The organism is Collinsella aerofaciens, assembly GCF_039062365.1.
Classification (GTDB): domain Bacteria; phylum Actinomycetota; class Coriobacteriia; order Coriobacteriales; family Coriobacteriaceae; genus Collinsella.
This window is the reverse complement of the sequence record NZ_JBCJBI010000008.1, coordinates 1-20,075: the sequence shown is the minus strand read 5'-3', so window position 1 is coordinate 20,075 and position 20,075 is coordinate 1. Positions and strand designations below refer to the sequence as shown.

16 protein-coding genes are annotated in these 20,075 nt (G+C 58.7%); 14 read left to right on the top strand and 2 right to left on the bottom strand.

The features are described from left to right. The first annotated feature begins 174 nt into the window (after nt 1-174). The 12 genes from ABCN01_RS05485 (at nt 175) to yihA (ending at nt 14,449) form a co-directional block, all read left to right on the top strand. Complete coding sequence (locus ABCN01_RS05485) at nt 175-924, top strand: SDR family NAD(P)-dependent oxidoreductase (protein WP_006234857.1); 750 nt, start codon at nt 175-177, stop codon at nt 922-924. A 108-nt stretch (nt 925-1,032) separates the two neighbouring features. Beyond that, nucleotides 1,033-2,052, top strand: coding sequence for a 2-keto-3-deoxygluconate permease (locus ABCN01_RS05480; RefSeq protein ID WP_342996035.1), 1,020 nt, complete (start codon nt 1,033-1,035; stop codon nt 2,050-2,052). Between the two features lie 466 nt (nt 2,053-2,518). Next, nucleotides 2,519-4,570 carry a formate C-acetyltransferase gene (pflB, locus tag ABCN01_RS05475; RefSeq protein ID WP_006234859.1) on the top strand — a complete coding sequence of 684 codons (2,052 nt, stop codon included), beginning with the start codon at nt 2,519-2,521 and terminating at the stop codon, nt 4,568-4,570. 85 nt (nt 4,571-4,655) lie between these two features. Then, entirely contained in the window at nt 4,656-4,907 is a 252-nt protein-coding gene (gene grcA3 / locus ABCN01_RS05470) for an autonomous glycyl radical cofactor GrcA3 (RefSeq protein WP_006234861.1), read from the top strand. A gap of 303 nt (nt 4,908-5,210) precedes the next feature. Next, entirely contained in the window at nt 5,211-6,221 is a 1,011-nt protein-coding gene (locus ABCN01_RS05465; protein WP_342996034.1) for a LacI family DNA-binding transcriptional regulator, read from the top strand. 183 nt (nt 6,222-6,404) lie between these two features. Continuing rightward, nucleotides 6,405-7,787 carry a family 43 glycosylhydrolase gene (locus ABCN01_RS05460; protein ID WP_117743236.1) on the top strand — a complete coding sequence of 461 codons (1,383 nt, stop codon included), beginning with the start codon at nt 6,405-6,407 and terminating at the stop codon, nt 7,785-7,787. A gap of 45 nt (nt 7,788-7,832) precedes the next feature. Beyond that, nucleotides 7,833-9,284 (top strand): PTS transporter subunit EIIC, encoded by a 1,452-nt coding sequence (locus ABCN01_RS05455; RefSeq protein ID WP_040358954.1) that lies wholly within the window; start codon nt 7,833-7,835, stop codon nt 9,282-9,284. A gap of 101 nt (nt 9,285-9,385) precedes the next feature. After that, nucleotides 9,386-10,828: a glycoside hydrolase family 32 protein gene (locus tag ABCN01_RS05450; protein WP_342996033.1), complete on the top strand. Its 1,443-nt coding sequence runs from the start codon at nt 9,386-9,388 to the stop codon at nt 10,826-10,828. A gap of 276 nt (nt 10,829-11,104) precedes the next feature. Next, the gene (locus ABCN01_RS05445; RefSeq protein ID WP_233504627.1) at nt 11,105-11,959 is read left to right on the top strand and encodes a DegV family protein; all 855 of its coding nucleotides are present in this window, start codon (nt 11,105-11,107) and stop codon (nt 11,957-11,959) included. A gap of 174 nt (nt 11,960-12,133) precedes the next feature. Next, nucleotides 12,134-12,952, top strand: coding sequence for a pyruvate formate-lyase-activating protein (gene pflA / locus ABCN01_RS05440; protein WP_117766536.1), 819 nt, complete (start codon nt 12,134-12,136; stop codon nt 12,950-12,952). Between the two features lie 126 nt (nt 12,953-13,078). Continuing rightward, nucleotides 13,079-13,819 carry a 5'-methylthioadenosine/S-adenosylhomocysteine nucleosidase gene (gene mtnN / locus ABCN01_RS05435; RefSeq protein WP_342996032.1) on the top strand — a complete coding sequence of 247 codons (741 nt, stop codon included), beginning with the start codon at nt 13,079-13,081 and terminating at the stop codon, nt 13,817-13,819. 39 nt (nt 13,820-13,858) lie between these two features. Next, the gene (yihA, locus tag ABCN01_RS05430; protein WP_195362208.1) at nt 13,859-14,449 is read left to right on the top strand and encodes a ribosome biogenesis GTP-binding protein YihA/YsxC; all 591 of its coding nucleotides are present in this window, start codon (nt 13,859-13,861) and stop codon (nt 14,447-14,449) included. Nucleotides 14,450-14,685: 236 nt separating this feature from the next. Here yihA and thrB read toward each other — a convergent pair whose 3' ends face one another. Then, complete coding sequence (gene thrB / locus ABCN01_RS05425) at nt 14,686-15,567, bottom strand: homoserine kinase (protein WP_342996031.1); 882 nt, start codon at nt 15,565-15,567, stop codon at nt 14,686-14,688. 207 nt (nt 15,568-15,774) lie between these two features. Then, nucleotides 15,775-17,292: a threonine synthase gene (gene thrC / locus ABCN01_RS05420; protein ID WP_342996030.1), complete on the bottom strand. Its 1,518-nt coding sequence runs from the start codon at nt 17,290-17,292 to the stop codon at nt 15,775-15,777. 103 nt (nt 17,293-17,395) lie between these two features. Here thrC and ABCN01_RS05415 point away from each other — a divergent pair, with 103 nt between their 5' ends. Both ABCN01_RS05415 and ABCN01_RS05410 read left to right on the top strand, forming a co-directional pair. After that, the gene (locus ABCN01_RS05415) at nt 17,396-18,784 is read left to right on the top strand and encodes an aspartate kinase (RefSeq protein WP_342996029.1); all 1,389 of its coding nucleotides are present in this window, start codon (nt 17,396-17,398) and stop codon (nt 18,782-18,784) included. Nucleotides 18,785-18,958: 174 nt separating this feature from the next. Further along, nucleotides 18,959-19,984 (top strand): aspartate-semialdehyde dehydrogenase, encoded by a 1,026-nt coding sequence (locus tag ABCN01_RS05410; protein WP_138374600.1) that lies wholly within the window; start codon nt 18,959-18,961, stop codon nt 19,982-19,984. Nucleotides 19,985-20,075: the final 91 nt, after the last annotated feature.

Here is a 20,075-nt window from a genome sequence, read left to right as displayed (position 1 = left end):
TAAGAGCTCATTAAGACTTAAAATCATTCAATTGCTGAAGCGTTTCAAAGAACTATTATGGCCGCGGTTAGGCGAGGGGTTGTCACCACCATGACGACTGGGACTCATATAATCGCCACGTGCGATGCTCCAACTTCCCGCAAGGAGACACCTTACATAAAGGGGGATGGAGTCATGGCATTTGACTTCACGGGTAAGACCGCGATTGTCACGGGTGGTACTCAGGGCATTGGCCTCGAGATCGCCAAGGGCATCGTCGCGGGCGGCGGACACGTCGCGCTCATCGCAAGGAACGCTGCTAAGGGCGAGGCCGCTGTGGCCGAGCTTGGCGAGGGCAACAAGTTCTATCAGCTCGATGTCGCCGATGCGCCCAAGGCGCGCGAGACCGTCGAGCAGATTTTTACGGACCTGCCTCAAACCAACATTCTGATCAACTGCGCTGGCGTCATCAGCACCAAGAAGTTCGACGAGATCGATGACACCGAGTGGCGTCGCACCATCGACATCAACCTCAACGGTACCTTCACTATGATGAACGCCGTGTACCCGCACTTTAAGGCGGCTCATGCCGGCACTATCGTCAACGTGAGCTCCGTTGCTGGCAAGATCGGCGGCGGCCTGCTTGGCACCGCTGCCTACGCGAGCTCCAAGGCCGGTGTCAACGGCCTTACCAAGGCGGTCGCCAAGGAGGGCGGCAAGTTTGGCGTTCGCTGCAACGCCGTGTGCCCGTCGCTCACGTTGACCGATATGACCTCGATTCTCTCTGACGAGAACTCTCAGCGCATCATCAACGGTATTCCTCTGGGCCGCGCTGCCCAGGCCAGCGAGCCTGCGCAGATGGTGCTGTTCTTCGCTTCCGACCTCGCCAGCTTCGTGAACGGCGAGATCGGTGACTGCGACGGCGGCATCGTCCTGGACGGGTAATACCCCGCGATGATTATTCGGCGACGGCTCCTGCGACTCGGGACCGTCGCCTTCTTTCTGACATAGGCGCGTGCGGCTACGATTCGCATGCATCCAAAGGAGATATATATGAGTGAATCGACTGCGGTGGAGGCGCCGGCGGCAAAGGAGCCGTTCTTTAAGATGTCCTCCATCCCGGGTGCCAATATTTTGGTGCCGCTTCTGTTGGGCTGTCTGCTCAACACGCTATTCCCCGACCTGTTCAAAACGCTCGGCAGCTTTACGCTTGGTATGACCCAGCAGGGCGCAGGCCCGCTCGTGGGCGCTTTTTTGCTCATCGTCGGTACGACGATTTCGTTTAAGAGTGCTCCTGCCGCCGCTGCACGCGGCGCCATCATCATCGCCGTCAAGCAGATCGTGGTCGTTGCCGTGTCGCTGCTCATCCTTTATGTGTTCAACGACAACCTGTTTGGCATCTCTGCCATGGTGATGCTGGCGGCTTGCACCGGCGCCAACAACGCTATGTACGCTGGTCTGATGGGCACCATGGGCAATGAGGCCGAGCGTGGCGCCGTCGCCATCACCACGCTGGTTGTCGGCCCTCCGGTCACGATGATCGTGCTCGGCGCTGCCGGTCAGGCTCCGATCGGCTGGTCGCTCGTGGGCGCCATCCTGCCGATCGTCGTCGGCATTATTCTGGGCAACCTCTTCCCGAGCTTTAAGAAGATGATGGCACCGGCACTTTCCGCCATCATCGTGCTCGTCTTCTTTGCCATGGGCTCGACCATGACCTTTGGCCAGCTCATTAATGGCGGTCTTCCCGGTATTCTGCTCGGCGTGATCTGCTCGGTGGTCTTTGCAATTCCCGTCATCGCGGTCGATAAGCTCACGGGTGGTACGGGTGTCGCAGGTGCGGCCATTTCGAGCTGCGCCGGAGCCAATGTGGCCACGCCTGCTGCCATGGCAAGCGTCAACGGGGCCATGTACGGCGGCGCGGTGCTCGCGACGGCCACGGCACAGGTTGCTGCCTGCGCAATCGTGACGGCTATTTTGACCCCGCTGGTCACCAGCTGGTGCTACAAGCATTTTGAGGGCCAGGGCAACGGCGATAGCAAGGCAACGACCGACAAGGCCGCCTCAGCCGCCTAATGCCAAGCGGCAATCAAAGCTAAAAACTAGTCACGCCACAGGGCGGCCACGGGGGATCCCGTGGCCGCCCTGCAGTTTCTGTAGGGTCTCTGAGACACTTTACCCTGCTAAAGCTGGCATAACAGCTAGAGCGAACGTCGTACAAAGGCAAGGAAAAATAACATATAAATCGGTGAACGGTAGTTGTTCGCGCTCGCATTTCCTGCGGGTTTGTAAAAAACGCCCTTATGATATAAAAAAAGAAACATATAACAGCCCAGATGGAGAGGGTCGCTATGTTATCCTTCTCAGACGGGTGAAATCTTGGGTTTTGGGTTGTAGTTCCAAGGTGGACAAACGTTTTCTCTGCACCAGCGTGTGGTGAAGAACGGAAGAAGCCGGTAGTGCAAGCCGAACATTCAAGAATTCAATAAGCAGCGGTGTGAGAGAGCGCCGCATTACACGTAACTAGGAGCGTGGTTACACAATGCAGGAGGCATGGGAAGGCTTCAAGGAAGGCATTTGGACGGGAGAGGTTGACGTCCGAGACTTCATCCAGAAGAACTACACCCCCTACGAGGGCGACGAGTCGTTCCTCGTCGGTCCGACCGAGCGTACCAAGGAGTTGTGGGGCGAGGTTCTCGACCTGCTGCTTAAGGAGCGCGAACAGGGCGGTGTCCTCGATATGGACACCAAGATCGTCACGGGTATCGTGAGCCACCCCGCTGGCTACATCGATAACGCCCACCGCGAGAAGGAAACTATCGTCGGCCTCCAGACCGACAAGCCGCTCAAGCGCGCGCTGCACGTCAACGGTGGTATCCGCATCGCTTGCCAGGCTGCCAGCCAGCACGGCTACAAGGTCGACGAGAACGTTGTCGAGCGCTACACCTTCGAGCGCAAGACCCACAACGCCGGCGTCTTCGATGTTTACACCCCCGAGATGCGTGCTTGCCGCTCGGCCCACATCATCACCGGTCTGCCCGATGGCTATGGCCGCGGCCGCATCATCGGCGACTACCGTCGTGTTGCCCTGTACGGTGTCGACTACCTGATCAAGGACAAGGAGGCCCAGAAGGCTTCCACCCCGACGGTCATGACCGCCGACAACATCCGCGATCGTGAGGAGCTGCAGGAGCAGATCCGCGCCCTCGGCGAGCTTAAGATGATGGCCGAGACCTATGGTTTCGATATTTCCAACCCCGCTACCAACACGCAGGAGGCCATCCAGTGGATGTACTTCGCCTACCTCGCTGCCGTCAAGGAGCAGAACGGCGCCGCTATGTCCATCGGCCGTACCTCCACGTTCATCGACATCTACGCTGAGCGCGACCTTGCCAACGGTACCTTCACCGAGGAGCAGATCCAGGAGTTCGTGGATCACTTCATCATGAAGCTTCGCATGGTCAAGTTTGCCCGTACCCCCGAGTACCAGGCCCTGTTCACCGGCGACCCGCAGTGGGTCACCGAGTCCATCGGCGGCATGGGTGTCGACGGCCGTACGCTCGTTACCAAGATGAGCTACCGCTACCTGCACACGCTCGAGAACATGGGCACCAGCCCCGAGCCCAACATGACCGTTCTGTGGTCGACCCGTCTGCCCGAGAACTTCAAGAAGTTCTGCGCCAAGACTTCTGTCGCTAGCTCCTCGATCCAGTACGAGAACGACGACCTCATGCGCGTCTATCATGGCGACGACTACGGCATCGCCTGCTGCGTGTCCTCCATGCGCATCGGCAAGGAGATGCAGTTCTTCGGCGCTCGCGCCAACCTGGCCAAGTGCCTGCTGTACGCACTCAACGGCGGTGTTGACGAGGTCTCCAAGAAGCAGGTCGGCCCCAAGTATCGCGCCGTCGAGGGCGATACGCTCGATTACGACGACGTTGTGGCCAAGTACAACGACATGATGAAGTGGCTCGCTGGCGTGTACGTCAACTCGCTGAACATCATTCACTACATGCACGACAAGTATTGCTACGAGCGCATCCAGATGGCTCTGCACGACAAGCACGTGCACCGCTGGTTCGCTACGGGCATCGCTGGCCTTTCCGTCGTGGCTGACTCCCTGTCCGCCATCAAGTACGCCAAGGTCCACCCCGTCCGTGATGAGAACGGCATCATCGTCGACTTCGAGACCGAGGGCGAGTTCCCCAAGTACGGTAACGACGACGACCGCGTCGACCAGATCGCTCACGACGTTGTGCACCAGTTCATGGAGTACATCCGCATGAACGATACCTACCGCAACTCCGTGCCTACGACCTCGGTTCTGACCATTACCTCCAACGTCGTGTACGGTAAGAAGACCGGCTCCACGCCCGACGGCCGCAAGGCTGGCCAGCCGTTCGCCCCGGGTGCTAACCCCATGCACAAGCGCGATAGCCACGGCGCCATCGCTTCGCTGTCTTCGGTTTCCAAGCTCCCGTTCCGCGATGCTCAGGACGGCATCTCCAACACCTTCTCCATCATCCCGAGTGCGCTCGGCAAGGAGGACCAGGTGTTCTTTGGCGATATCGACCTTGATCAGCTGGGCGAGTAACTATTGTTAGTGCTATACTAACAATAACGATTACTGATTAGTGCGCCGGTTTCGGCCGGCGCCTATTAATCGAAGGAGACACATTATGAAGGTTTCTGAAGTTTCCGAGACCCAGGCCGATAACCTGGTCCACATGCTCGACGCTTACGCCGAGAAGGGTGGCCACCACCTGAACATCAACGTCTTCAACCGTGAGACGCTGCTCGACGCTCAGGCTCACCCCGAGAAGTACCCGCAGCTGACCATCCGCGTTTCCGGCTATGCCGTGAACTTCCACACGCTCACCAAGGAGCAGCAGGACGAGGTCATTGCGCGTACCTTCCACGACAAGTTCTAAAGGGTTCAACTCCTGTAGGATTACTGGGGCCGGTTTTGGGTTATTTCCCAAAACGTCCTCGGACATGCAAAGAGGCTCCGCTGCGCGCGTTGCGCGGCGGAGCCTCTTTGCGTCCTGCGGGATGTTTTGGAAAATAACCCAAAACCGGCCATGTGGGGTCCTTTGGAGTCACCCTTTAGGCGGAACTCTCCTAATTATTTGGATGAGTCGTTTACTTACTTGTACTGTTACCGTCTTCCCGCTCTTGTTGGGGTATGCTTTGTTCGTATGTAAACGTATGACATGTTGATGGGGGAGGGTGCTATGGCTCGCGAGAGTGCTCGTTCTAAGGATACGGCTAAGCCTGGCATCAAGGAAGTTGCGGCGGTGGCGGGGGTTTCGCCTACTACGGTATCTCGTGTGCTTAATAATCGTGGCTATATTAGCCAAGAGACCCGCGATAAGGTCCATGCCGCGATGAAGCGCATCAACTATACGCCCAACGATATCGCCCGTGCCATGCTCAACGGTCGCCTGAATCTAATAGGTATGATCGTCCCCTATGTCAGCAGCCCGTTTCATGCCCAAGCGGTCCAAGCCGTTGAGCGTACCCTGGCCGAAAACGGTTTTAAGATGTTGCTGTGCAATAGCGCCAATCGACCTGATCTTGAGCGTTCTTATATCGATATGCTTCGGCGCAATATGGTTGATGGCGTCATCGTCAACTCGCTTAATATCGGTGCCGAGGCGTATGCCGAGATGGGCTTGAGTCTGGTTGGTATCGACTGCGACCTTGGCGAGACCTCTGTTCAGATTGCGAGCGACAGCTATGGCATCGGCGAACTTGCCACGCGTCGCCTGATCGATGACGGGTGTTCGCGCATCTTGTGCCTGCGCAACAATAGCCGCATGCGTATGCCTGCCAATAAGCGTACCGATGCCTACCACGATGTTGTGGAGCAGGCCGGTTTGCCCGCGCTTGTTCGTGAGGTCGAGTTCGTTAAGTCCGACGACGAAAAGAGTGCGGTCGTTGCGAAGATCCTCGATGAGAACCCCGATATTGACGGCATCTTTGCGGGAGACGACACGATGGCGGCCATCTGCCTCAACGTGATGAAGCGGCGCGGCTTGAGCGCTCCGGACGATATTAAGGTCGTGGGCGCGGATGGCGCCCGCCGCACTATGACGTTTATGCCTGACTTAACAACCGTTCGTCAAGATATCGATCGCATCGGAGAGCTCGCGGCGCAATCCATCATCGCTCTTGTTAACGGTGAAAAGCCCGAATCGAATACCAAGCTCCCCGTTGAACTCATTGAGGGCAAAACCGCGTAGTTCATCCCGTGCCAAAAGAATTCCTCAAACGCCTCTGATGACCGTTCGCCGGCATATGTCAACCGTTTGCCGACGACTGGAACTGCGAAAAGACGTATTGGTGTGAAAACGTTTGACATATGAAAACGATTGACATATCTTGCAGTTGTACCGAGTTAGTATCACGTGGGAAGGAAGTCTCGGATGCACAAGGTGTATTACCAGCCTGAGGGAATTTGGGTAGGCGACATCATGCCGTACGGCGAGGACGGCACGTTCTATCTCTATCATCAGCGTGACACGCGAAACCCCGGACCTTTCGGAGAGCCGTTTGGCTGGGCACTCGCGACAACCAAGGACTTCGTCAATTACAAAGACTTTGGCGAGAGCCTTGAGCGTGGCGGCGACGAGGAAGTCGACCAGTATGTTTATGCCGGCACGGTGTTTAAGGTGGGCGACAAGTACCATGCGCTCTACACTGGTTGCAATCGCGATAAGGTCAAGGCACGCTTGATGAAGCAGGTTCTTCTTCACGCAACGAGTGACGACGCCGTCAAGTGGGAGAAGAACATCGCCGAGACGCTGCTTCCGCCCCAGGAGGGTTACGATGACCGCAACTGGCGCGATCCCTTTGTGCTTTGGGATGAGGAGAACGAAGAGTACATGCTCATCCTCGGCACGCGTGTGGGCGAGGACAAGCGTCTGATGACCGGTCGTCTGGTCAAGTTCACCTCCAAGGACCTGGATACCTGGGAGTTCCAGGGCGACTGGTGGAATCCGGGCCTGTACACCATGTTCGAGATGCCTGATCTCTTTAAGATGGGCGACTGGTGGTATCTGGTGTTCTCCGAGTACAGTGATGGCAACAAGACCCGTTACCGCATGTCTCGCTCTATCAACGGTCCTTGGATCACTCCTGCGGACGATTCCTTCGATGGCCGCGCGTACTATGCCGCGCGTACCGCATTTGACGGCGAGCGCCGCGTTCTCTTTGGTTGGGTTCCTACGCGTGACGAGGGCGGCGACCCCAGCTCTTACCTGTGGGGTGGCACCTTTATGCCCCTCGAGATCGTTCAGCGTGCCGACGGAACGCTCGGCACCAAGCTTCCTGACAGCATGCTTGGCGCCTTTGGCGAGGCTAAGGCAGTCGAGGCCTTTGAGCTCTCCTGCGAGTCGGGCAAGGTCGAGCAGGTGCTCGCCGCGGATGCCGGTTCCACCTATATGCTCGATGCCGACATCGAGCTCGCCGGTGACGCTGCCGGCTTCTCGGTGAAGCTTGCCGAGGACGCCGAGTCCGGTCTTGCCTATGAGTTCCGCGCCAACCTGCGTGAGGGCAAGCTCGAGTTTACGGCGGCCCCCCAGTATCCGTGGTTCCAGGTCAACAACATGGGCCTCGAGCGTCCGTTGTTCTTTAAGGGCGAGGGCACTCATCATGTGCGCCTGGTCGTTGACGACGATATCGCGACCATCTTTGTCGATGATGTTGCGCTTAACGCTCGATTCTGCAATAAGCAGGGCCAGGGTGTGGCGCTGACGGTCACCGACGGTACGCTTAAGTGCGCAAATGCAACGATCGCGTCTCTGTAATGGCATCAAAACGTCTTATGATTTCGTAAAGGAATGGAGAGGAACATGGACTACAAAGTAGTGTCTCAGCAAGTCGTCGATAACGTCGGCGGTCTGGAGAACATCGAGGGCGCCACGCATTGCGTTACGCGTCTGCGTCTGGTGCTCAAGGATACGAGCAAGTACAACAAGGCCGAGCTCGAGAACATCGATGGCGTCAAGGGCGTGCTGTACAACAGCGGCCAGCTCATGATCATCTTCGGTACCGGTACCGTCAACAAGGTTTACGATGAGTTTATGGCTCTGACAGGCGTTAAGGAGATCAGCGCTTCCGAGGTCAAGGGCGCCGAGGCGGACAAGAAGGGCAAGTTCTTCTCGGTCCTCAAGGTATTCTCGGACATCTTTATCCCCATCATTCCCGCTTTCGTCGGCGCTGCTATCATCATCGGCCTTAAGTCGCTGATCGTTGCCAACGGCCTCTTTGGCATGGAGGGCAGCCTCGCCGATCACAGCGAGTTCCTCAAGAACCTCGCAAGCTTCTTTGCCATTATCGCCACCACGTTTGACTACCTACCTGTCCTGGTTATGTACAGCGCGGTCAAGCGTTTTGGCGGTAACCCGATCCTGGGCATCCTCGTCGGTATCGTCATGGTTCACCCGAGCCTTATGAACCGTAACACGTTCGTTATGGACCCGACGGGTGCTGAGTACTGGAACTTCGGTCCGCTCTCCATTCCCATGGTTGCTTTCCAGGGCGGCGTGTTCCCTGCAATCCTGACTGCCTGGTTTATGGCCAAGGTCGAGAAGATTGCCCAGAAGTACATCCCCGAGGTCGTTTCGTTCGTCTTTGTCCCGACCGTTACCCTGATTCTTGCTAACGTCGCCCTGTTCACCGTGTTCGGCCCGCTCGGCAACCTGATCGGCGACGTCCTCGCCGGCGTAATCGATATCCTGTACAACAGGATGGGCGTCTTCGGTGCCTTTGTCTTTGCCGCATTCCTGCAGCCGCTCGTCGTTACCGGTACGCATCAGTTCATCCAGGGTATCGAGGCAAACCTCGTTGCCACGACTGGCTTCAACTACATCCAGGCAATCTGGTCGGTTTCCATCATCGCCCAGGGCGGCGGCGCCATCGGCATGTACCTCATTCACAAGAAGCATTCCAAAGAGCGCAACATCTGCATGTCGTCCTTTATCCCGACGCTGGTCGGTATCTCCGAGCCCGCAATCTTTGCTGCAAACATGCGCTACTCGATCATCCCGTTCATCTGCGCTTGCATCGGTGCAGGCTGCGGCGGTGCCTTCGTGAAGCTCTTTGAGGTGCGCGCCATCGGTCAGGGTCTGACCGGCGTGCTTGGCCTGCTCATCGTTACGCCCGAGACGCTCGTGTGGTATGTGGCTGGCAATCTCATCGCCTTCATCGTGCCGATCGTCTTGATCTTTGCCTACAACAAGGCAAAGGGCGTGCCGACCACCGATGAAGAGGGCGCTGGTGCTGGCTTCGATGTCAGCTTCTAGTTGAGCCGTTCAGCGTAATCTGAGGATAAGTCCATTTGAGGAAGGGCGTTCGACTCGTGTGAGTCGAGCGTCCTTCCCCATAGACGAGAAAGTCAACGGCGATGTTTAATCAAAAAAATAAGGTGACACGCGCGGACTATGAGCAGTGGCGTGCCGGACAGGATGAGACGGCGGGTCGCATCGCGTCCGACCCCGATAGGCTCCTGTTCCATGTTGAGCCTGAGCTTGGCTGGCTCAACGATCCCAACGGTTTGGTGCAGATCGGTGATACGTATCACATCTATCACCAATACGATCCATTCGATGCTGCGCATGGCGGTCCAGTGCTTTGGAATCATCTGACAACAAAGGATTTTGTGACGTACGAGAATCGCGGCCCTGTGCTGTTCCCCGATTCCGATTTGGATTCGAGCGGAGCGTATTCTGGTTCTGCCTTTGTACACGACGGCAAGATTCACTACTTCTATACCGGCAACGTCAAGCATTTTGACCGCGATGATTACGACTACGTGTTGACGGGCCGTGAGCAAAACCAAATTCATATGGTTACCGAGAATCCCGACGAATTGGGCAAGAAGCGTGTGGCTGTTGGGCCGGTCGATTACCCCGACGATATCGGTACGCACGTACGCGACCCCAAGATCCTTGAACACGATGGTATCTACTACATGGTTCTGGGCGCTCGTACGAAAGACGACCGCGGCTGCGTGCTTGTCTATACTTCGCGCGATCTAGAGGATTGGAGCTATGCGACGCGCATTGAGCTGGGCGAGAAGTTTGGTTTTATGTGGGAGTGCCCTGATCTATTTGAGCTTGATGGCGAGCTAATTCTCGTTTGCTGTCCGCAGGGCGTGCCCGCCGATGGTTGGCGTTACCGCAATCCGCACCAGTGCGTGTGGTTCTCCATCGAGGCCGATTGGGAGGCGCCGAGCTTTAAGATCACCGGGCAGGGCATGCCCCCGATGGTCGATGCCGGCTTTGATTTCTACGCACCGCAGTCCTTTGAGGATGCTGCGGGTCGGCGTTTGATGATCGGGTGGTCTGGTTGCCCCGATGCGACGGCAGAAAACCCGACGGTGGCACGCGGGTGGCAGTGCGCGTTGACGGTGCCGCGAGAGCTGAGCATACGCGATGGTAAGCTCTGTCAGCAGCCGGCGCACGAGATTGAGAAGATGCGCGGCGACTGCGTTCGCGCGACAGGCGGTGAAACCGTTGAGGAGCCGGGCCGCCTGTTTGATCTTGTGGTTTCCTGTGAGGGCGCCCAGGTGATCGAGCTCGAAATCCGCAAGGGTGTCTTTGTGCGCTATGCAGACGGGATGCTTACCCTCGACATGGGTGACGAAGGCTATGGGCGCGACCAGAGGTCGATCGAGCTCAGCGAGCTTCGCGACCTGCGCGTGCTTTCGGACACTACGATGGTCGAGATTTTTGCAAATGGCGGCGAGGCGGCACTTACGAGCCGTACCTATTCGCCGGCGGTTCCGGCGATGGAGCTGCACGCCGAGGGTGCGGCATCGATGAATTTCTACCGCCTCGTGCATTAACCGTGCGTGGAGCACGATTGGATTTGCTGGACGGAATGTGTCGCAGTTGTCGCGGCCAACTACCGCTTACCGCATATAGCGACCGTTTGCGGAATAAGTAACCCTCCTTAATAAACCGTGTGGAATCCTAGATAAGCACGGAGTTTTCCAGGGAGACGCTGTCCTTTGTTGTGTGCAAGGGGCGGCGTCTCTTTGGCGCTTGGACGCCGTTGTGCAACAGTGCGGCGGCGCGTGCCATGTATTGAAAAGCCAATGTCGAGATGGGTCGTGATAATAATGGGCAAGTACGTAATCGTGGTTGAGTCTGGGTCGGATGTGACGCCGGAGCTCTGCGAGCGCTACGGCATCGTGCGCGTGCCCATGCATGTCACGATTGGTGACGAGACCGTCGAGGACGGCTCGATCGATCCGCTCGAGATTTATTCGCGCTGCAACGAGTTTGGCGTGATGCCCAAGACCAGCGGCTGCGCGCCTGCGGATTTTGCTCACGTGTACGACCGCATTCACGCTGAGCAGCCCGATGCGACTATTCTGCATCTCGCGTATTCCGAGGCCACGACCTGCTCGCATCAATCATCGAAGATCGCCGCCAAGGGTCGCGACTACGTGTTCTCTATGGACACGCGCTTTGTCTCGGTAGGCCAGTCGCTCGTTGTCGTCGAGACCGCCAAATACATCGAGGCTCACCCCGATGCCACCGTCGACGAGATCTTTGCATTTACGAATTCCGTCATGGACCGCGTGCTGCTGGGCTTTGTTCCTACCGATCTTGCCTTTCTTAAGGCGGGCGGTCGCTTGTCCAACGTCGCATTCCTTGGCGCCCATCTGCTCAAGATTAAGCCCTGCATTGAGGTGACGGGCGGCAAGTTCGTGGCGACCAAGAAGTTCCGCGGCTCTATGCTCAAGTGCGCCCGCGCCTTTATTGACCACATGGTTGCGAAGGGCGAGATTGACTACTCGCACATTGGCCTGGCGTATTCGGTGGGCCTTTCCCAGGAGCTGCGCGATGACATGGAGGTCTATGCGCATGATCTGGGCTTTAAGGACGTTACCTGGACTCAGGTCGGCGGCGTCATCTCGAGCCATTGCGGCCCGACCGCCTTCGGTGCGGTGCTCACGCTTAAGGCGTAAAGGCCGCAGGCGAGCGTTCTTCAGCCTGACATCTCGACGTAGCCCCCAGCCATGGTGATGGGGGATAGATTAAAACGTGCCGTTCTAGTCCGAGACGTTTAAACGCAAACGCATGGGCTAGAATGACTCTGGCATTTTAATTGGTTGCATCCAAGGAGAGGCAAGGTAGCGCGAATGGCAGAAATGACGCTTGAGGGTGTGGACGCTCGTCCCGAGGACTCTGCGTTTGCCCTTGGCCGCGTGCATTCGATCGAGACGATGGGAACGGTCGACGGACCCGGCATCCGCTTTGTGGTGTTTGTTCAGGGCTGTCCCATGCGCTGCGCGTATTGCCACAATCCCGATACCTGGTCGGTCAACGGCGGCACCATGGTGACCGTCGAACACCTGATGGATGAGTTCCAGAGTAACCACGAGTTCTATCGCAGCGGTGGCATTACGGTGTCCGGCGGCGAGCCGCTCCTGCAGCCCGAGTTTTTGGCCGATCTGTTTCGTGCTATGCATAACAACCCCGATGGCCGTGTACATACCTGCCTAGATAGCTGTGGCTATGCATTTGACCCCAACCACCCCGAGAAGTTCGATGCCGTGCTCAACGAGACCGACATGGTACTGCTCGATATTAAGCATGCCGACCCGGTCGAGCATAAAAAGCTGACCGGTTGCGATCCCGCACGCATCTTGGCGTTCGGCGATGAACTTGCACGTCGCAAGATCAAGGTCGTTATCCGCCACGTGGTGGTGCCGGGCATTACCGACACGGTGGAGGAGTGCGAGAAGCTCGGTCGCCTCATCGCTCCATGGCACAACGTGGTGGGCCTGGAAATGCTGCCGTATCACACGATGGGTGTCGTCAAGTACGAGCAACTGGGCATTCCCTATAAGCTTGAGGGCGTACCTCAGATGGATACCGCGCGCATGCCCGAGCTGCGCAATGCCGTTATGGCCGGTATGAAAAAGCGCCGTGCGGAGCTCAGGTCGGCCATCGGCTAACAAGCCATTTTTGCCCCTTTATGATACCCGAGCTGTACTGGCCTAACGGCTTGGTGCTGACACGGTTGAGCCAAAATGCTGGTACCATACCGTGGATAAGCAATTTGCACGGATTTGGGGGATGGCATGGCAACCATCGCGATCATAGGCGCACTCGAAAAAGAGGTTGCGCAGATTAAGGAAGAGCTGAGTGGCGCGCATGAGTCGCAGGAGGCGGGCTTGACCGTTGTGAACGGTGGGCTTTCGGGTCTGACGGTAGTCGCCACGACGGCAGGCATGGGGACCGTGAACGCCGCTGCCGCAACGCAGCATCTCATCAGCAAATACGCCCCGCAGGCCGTTGTGTTCTCGGGTATTGCGGGCGGCCTAAACCCTAAACTCCATATTAACGACGTGGTTATAGGCAAGTGCCTGCGCTATCTGGATACCGATACGGCACTCATCGCCGAGTCCGCGCCGGGGCTCGAGGAGTTTGTCTCGACGCCGGCGTTGGTTGATGTTGCCGCCGCCGTGCTTGCCGAGCATGGATTTGTGGATACCTCGGCGGATGAGAATTCTGCGGAGAAGGACCCCAAGCAGTTCCTGTGTGGCACTATCGCCACGGGTGACCGCTTTGTTACGGGTGACGCCATGCGTAACGCTGCGATTGAGGCCACGCATGCCGATTGCGTCGAGATGGAGGGCGCGGCAATTGCGCACATCGCGGCCAAGAATGGTGTCGATTGCCTGGTGCTGCGCGCTATCAGCGATAATTGTGACGAGGCATATGACGCGTTTTGCGAGCGCGAGTTCGATCTGGACGAGTACGCTCGCACCGCGAGCGGCATCACGCTTGACATCGTTCGTCGTATCGCTGCCGCGCAATAGCACGCCCGTTTTGTAAGAACCTACGACCAAGGAGTGTCCATGGCCGATTCAATTAACTACCAGCTTGCCAAGTTCGTCGCCAGCTACGGCAAGGTTTCGCAGATCCCCGAGTCCACCTGTCCCGAGGTGAGCTTCGTTGGCCGCTCAAATGTGGGCAAGTCGTCGATTATGAACAAACTCTTTGGCCGCAAGAACCTGGTCAAGGTTTCGAGTACGCCGGGCAAGACGAGCAATATCAACTTCTTTGAGGCCGACGACGTGCATTTCGTGGACCTGCCGGGTTACGGTTTCGCCCGTCGCTCCAAGGCCGAGCGCGATCGTTGGGCCGAGCTCATCGGCGATTTCTTTGACTCCGAGCGTAGCTTTAACTTGGTCGTGTCGCTGGTGGATATTCGTCACGACCCGAGCAAGCTCGACCATGACATGATCGACTATCTGCAGGGCAACGAGTTCAACTTTATCGTCTGCCTCACCAAGGCCGACAAACTCAGCCGTACCCAGCAGGCCCGCCAAGCAGCAGCCATCAAAAAGCAGCTCAACGTCCCTGCCGAGAACGTAATCATCACAAGCTCCCAGACCGGCGTGGGCATCGACGAACTCAAAAAGCGCATCGCCGAGGCTTGCCTCTAATAAGTGCTCCTATCAATAAAATGCAGAACATCAGCCCGGCGACTTTCCAGAGCGTAGGTCCCTGTAGCCGCCGCCGGCGAAGTTAACATAGGGGAGGCCAGGGGCTTTGCCCCCAAATCTTTCCGCAGGACGGCAGGACCCCCGCCGCACGAAGTGCACAGCGGGGGTCCTGCCATGTCCGAGGACGATTTGGGGGCAAAGCCCCTGGCCTCCCCGGCGAGTATACGGGACGGCGACTACAGGTATTCGATCTGGGCGCCTTCCGTGTCGCACGTCAGAATGTGCGTGTCACACTTGGGGAACTGCTCGCGCAGCTTGACCTGCAGGAACTTTGCCACGATGGTGTCGTCGGTCACGGCCATGAGGGTCGAGCCCGAGCCGCTGATCCAGATGGTCTTGGCGCCGCCGTTAAGGCAGGTGTCGCGCACGGCGTTGTAGTCGGGAATCAGGCGGCGACGATAGGGCTCCTGAATGCGGTCGTCATTGGCGGCGGCAATCAGGTCCAGGTCACCAGTCTCCAAGCCGCGCGTCATGCCGGCGATGCGGCCCATCTGCCACACGGCGGTGGAGAGCGGAATCTCCTGTGGCACGACCTTGCGCGCCTCACTCGTGTGCACCTCGTAAGGTGGAATCACGGTAATAAAACGCAAGCGATTGCTCACCTCGTAGCGCAGGCACTGGGGGAGTGAATCGGTCGGCGTAAAGGAGCAGACGGCGCCGCCCAGGATAGCGGGGGCGACGTTATCGGGATGGCCCTCGACCTCGGTGGCAATGCGGACGAGCTCGGCGCGGTCGACAGTGTGGCCTGTCAGTGCGGCGGCGGCCATAATGCCGGCGACGACGCAGGTGGAGCTGGAGCCCAGGCCGCGGGCGACGGGAACGTCAGTCTGAATGTCAATGGCGACGGGGAAGGCCGGCTCGCCCCATGCGGCCAGCGCATCCACAAAACTCACGTAGACCAGGTTGTTCTCGTTTTGGAATTCCTCGGGGCAGCCCGTGATGGTGAGCTTGTCGGTGCGCTCGAAGGTAAAGTGCGAGTAGAGGCTTACGGCCATGCCGAGGGTGTCGTAGCCAATGCCTAGGTTTGCGCTGGTGGCGGGGACGGTGATCTTGATCATTGTTGTTGGTCCTCCTGGGGGTCGGTTTCACGCTTGCTCCGCTGCTCGGACAGTCCTGCTCGCACGAAGGCCACATTTAGTGGCCTTCGGCTCGTGCGGAACTCGCGACGGAGCAAGCGTGAAACCGACCTACGCCGTCTCCTCACCGCGCTGGGGAGCCAAATTAAAAGAAAGTGCGCCGGCTTTCGCCAGCGCCTTATATGGGGTTTAGTTGGTTGCCATCTTTTTTGCAGCCTGCTCTACGTAGCTGGCCATCTCATCGACGTCGCAGACGTCTTCGAAGCGGACGGGCTTGGACTCGAGTTCGGCGAGCTGTGCCGGGGCGACCGTGTTGGTTGCCTGCTCGAGCACGTGCATGGCCTCAAAGTCGTCCTCGGGAACGTCGAGGCCCAGGGCGTCGCAGCAGGCGCGCGGGAACTTGTAGGGGCTGGCGGTCGAAAGTAGCACGCGGGCCTTGACGCCCTCGGCGGGAGCGACCTTTTCGAAGACGTGATAGCCGCAAGCGGTGTGCGGGTCAATCACGTAGCCGTTTGCATCCCAGCAGCTCTTGATGGCAGTGCGGACCTCGTCCTCGCTGGCCCAGCCGCAGCCAAACACGCTCTGGATCTTGGCCAGCAGCTCGGCGGGCACCTCGTAGCGGCCGGTCTGGGCAAGCTGCTCCATAAGGCCGGCAACGAGCTCGCAGTCGCCGTCGGACAGGAAGTACAACATGCGCTCCAGGTTGGAGCTGATAAGGATGTCCATCGACGGCGAGATGGTCGTGAAGAACGGACGGTTGCGGTCGTAAACGCCGGTGGTCAGGAAGTCGGCCAGAACGTTGTTCTTGTCGCTCGCGACGATGAGCTTGGCGACGGGCAGACCCATGCGCTTGGCATAGTAGCCGGCCAGGATGTCGCCAAAGTTGCCGGTGGGCACACAGAACTCTACGGCGTCGCCAGCCTCGATAGCGCCGGCGCGCAGCAGCTGCGCATAGGCGGCAAAGTAGTAGACGACCTGCGGTACCAGACGGCCGACATTGATAGAGTTGGCGCTCGAAAGCACCGTGCCGGCGGCTTCCAGGCGCTCGGCAAGCTCCTTATCGGCAAAGATGCGCTTGACGGCGCTCTGGGCGTCGTCAAAGTTGCCGCGGATGCCGCAGACGGCGACGTTGTCGCCCTCCTGCGTGGACATCTGCAGGTTCTGGACGCGGCTAACCTTGCCCTCGGGATAAAAGACGGTGATGCCCGTGCCCGGAGCGTCGGCAAAACCGGCGAGCGCAGCCTTGCCCGTGTCGCCCGATGTGGCGGTGACAATCATAATGCGCTCGGCGCCGCCGTCCTTGGCGGAAGTGCGGGCCATCAGACGGGGGAGCATCTGCAGGGCGACGTCCTTGAAGGCGCTTGTAGGGCCGCCAAAGAGTTCCATCACATAGGTCTGAGGGGCGTCAACACCCGGCGCAGCGTCGAGTTTGACGAGCGGCGTAACCTCTTCACTCGCGAACGTGCCGCGGTATGCCTCGTCGACACACGCCGAAATTTCTTCGGCCGTGTAATCATTCAGTAACATTCCCAACACATCTTGAGCGATTTCAAAGTACGATTTAGCTGCAAGCGAGCTGATATCGACCTGCTGGGTGCCGAGCTCGTCCGAGACAAACAAACCCCCGTCGGGAGCGATGCCGGTACGGATTGCCACCTTACTTGAGCACGATAAAGTGCGTCCTCGTGTACTATGATAAGTTCCCATATAACACTGCTCCTCGGATGCCTTGGTCCCAATCGGTGAAACCATGGTATCAGAGCACGCAAAATAGGTTCGCAGAGGCTTTTAGAAAGGTAACCTCCAGCCCATGATTAAGATTGCCAAGTTTGGCGGCTCGTCGGTCGCCGACGCCGAACACTTCAAGAAGATCAAGGCCATCGTCGATGCCGACTCTGCCCGCCGTTTTGTGGTGGTTTCTGCCTGCGGTCGCCGCTTTAAGGGCGACACCAAGGTGACCGACCTGCTCTACCTGGTTAACGCGCACGTTAAGTATCACGTGTCGTGCGAGGAGTTGCTCGAGGACATTGGCCAGCGCTATTTTGATATTGCTGACGAGCTGGAGCTTACCTATCCCATCCGCGAGGAGTTCGCGGCCTTTGCCGAGCGCGCCCGCTCGGGCGGTTACTCCACCGAGGAGCTTGTGAGCCGCGGTGAGTACTTCACCGCCCGCCTGATGGCCGAGTACCTGGGCCTGCCGTTCCTGGATGCCGCGACGGTCGTTGCGTTCCATCACGACGGTACGCTCAGCATGAACCGCACCTCCGAGCTGGTGCAGGAGTACGGTCAGCAGGGCGGCTTTGTTATGCCCGGTTTCTACGGCGCGACGCGTGAGGGCCAGATCAAGCTGCTCGATCGTGGCGGCGGCGATATCTCGGGCTCGATTTTGGCTAAGTGCCTGGGCGCCGACCTTTACGAGAACTGGACCGACGTCTCGGGTTTCTATTCTGCGGATCCGCGTATTGTTCCGGAGGCTCAGCCCATTGCGCGCGTTACCTACGAGGAGCTGCGCGAGCTTTCGTACATGGGCGCAAGCGTCCTGCACGAGGAAGCCGTGTTCCCCGTGCGCGAGGCAGGCATTCCGCTGGTCATCAAGAACACCAATGCGCCGCAGGACCCCGGCACCATCATTAGCGAGACGGCTGATGAAGGCGAGGCGGAGCCCATCATTACCGGCGTGACCGGCAAGCGCGGTTTTGTCGCCATCAACGTCGCCCGCGACCGCACCAAGCCCCGCGTCGGCTTTATGCGCCGTGCGCTTTCGGTGTTCGAGCGCTATGACGTTTCCGTCGAGCACATGCCCACCGGTGTCGACCGCTTTGGCGCCGTGGTGCAGGAGCGGGACGTTCACGATTCACTGTACTCGCTCGTGGGCGACATTCAGCAGGAGGTCGAGCCGCTCGAGATCGAGGTTGTCGAGGGTCTGGCACTTATCGCGACCGTCGGCCGTAACCTGCGCGGTCGTGCCGGCATCTCGGGCCACCTGTTTGGCATGCTTGGCCAGGCTGGCGTGAGCGTGCGTATGATTTCGCAGAGCTGCGACGAGATCAATATCATCATCGGTGTGGAGGAGAAGGACTTTGATCTGGCGATTCAGACCATTTACCGCGCCTTCTCCGACGAGAACGGCATTGTGAAGGTCTCCGATCTGGAGGCTCCCGCGCCGGTCGATCCCGCTCTGGTCGCGCTCCACAAGTAGCTGCTATCCCAGTAGATTTTTGGGTCATGTCTCAAAAATCTACGGCGGGGCGTTTCGTTTCGGTTTCGTTTCGACGGGGCGGGTTTCGTGCACGCCCCGTTCTTGTATACACTGGCAACAATAATCGGCCTGCTCGGCGTGCGGGCAAAAGCCACAACCTTTAAAGGGGGAAGCATGAAACAGTACACGGTTGCTATTTTGGGCGCGACGGGAGCTGTAGGCACCCAGATGCTCGAGTGCCTCAACGAGCAGGAGTTCCCGGTTGGCAAGCTCAAGCTGCTGGCAAGTGCACGCTCCGCGGGTAAAACCGTCGAGTTCCGCGGCGAGCAGATCGTGATTGAGGAAGCTTGCCCCGAGGCCTTTGAGGGCTGCGACATCGTGCTCGGCGCTGCCGGCGACGATATCGCCAAGGAGCTGCTGCCCGAGGCCGTTAAGCGCGGAGCCGTCGTGGTCGACAACAGCCACGCCTTCCGCATGGATCCCGAGGTGCCGCTGGTCGTGCCTGAGATCAATGCTGACGACATCAAGTGGCATCATGGCCTTATCGCCAACCCCAACTGCGCGACCATCATCGGCCTGGTTCCCACGTGGCCGCTGCATCAGCTCGCCGGCGTGAAGCGCATGATCGTCTCGACGTACCAGGCGGCTTCGGGTGCTGGCGCTCCCGGTATGGCTGAGCTTGAGGCTCAGCTGGCCGCTCTGGGCCGTGGCGAGGAGATTCCCGAGCCGCGCGCATTTGCCGCCCAGCTCGCGAGCAACCTGATTCCGCAGATTGGCGGCGTCAAGGAGGAGGGCTTTACCTCCGAGGAGATGAAACTGCAGAACGAGGGCCGCAAGATCATGCATCTGCCCGAGCTGCGCGTGAACTGCACTTGCGTGCGCGTGCCCGTGCTGCGCTCGCACTCCGAGAGCATTACGCTCGAGTTTGAGCGCGACATTACGGTTGAGGAGGCCCGTGCTGCGCTGGCTGCCGCTCCGGGCGTGAAGCTGGTTGACGACATGAGCGCCGAGGATGCGCACGACCGCTTCCCCATGCCGATGGATACGTCCGACCAGGACCTGATTTGGGTCGGCCGCGTACGTCGCGACATCTCGAACCCCGAGGCCACGCGCGGTATTACCTTCTGGTGCTGCGGCGACCAAATCCGTAAGGGCGCGGCAACCAACGCCGTCCAGATCGCTAAGCTGCTCTGCGAGTAGCGGTTGACCTGTCCGGCGGGGGCTGGGCTTAGTTTTCAGAACGTCCTCGACCATGTGTGGCGCCTTGTCCGCAGCTCCGAAGGAGCAGGAC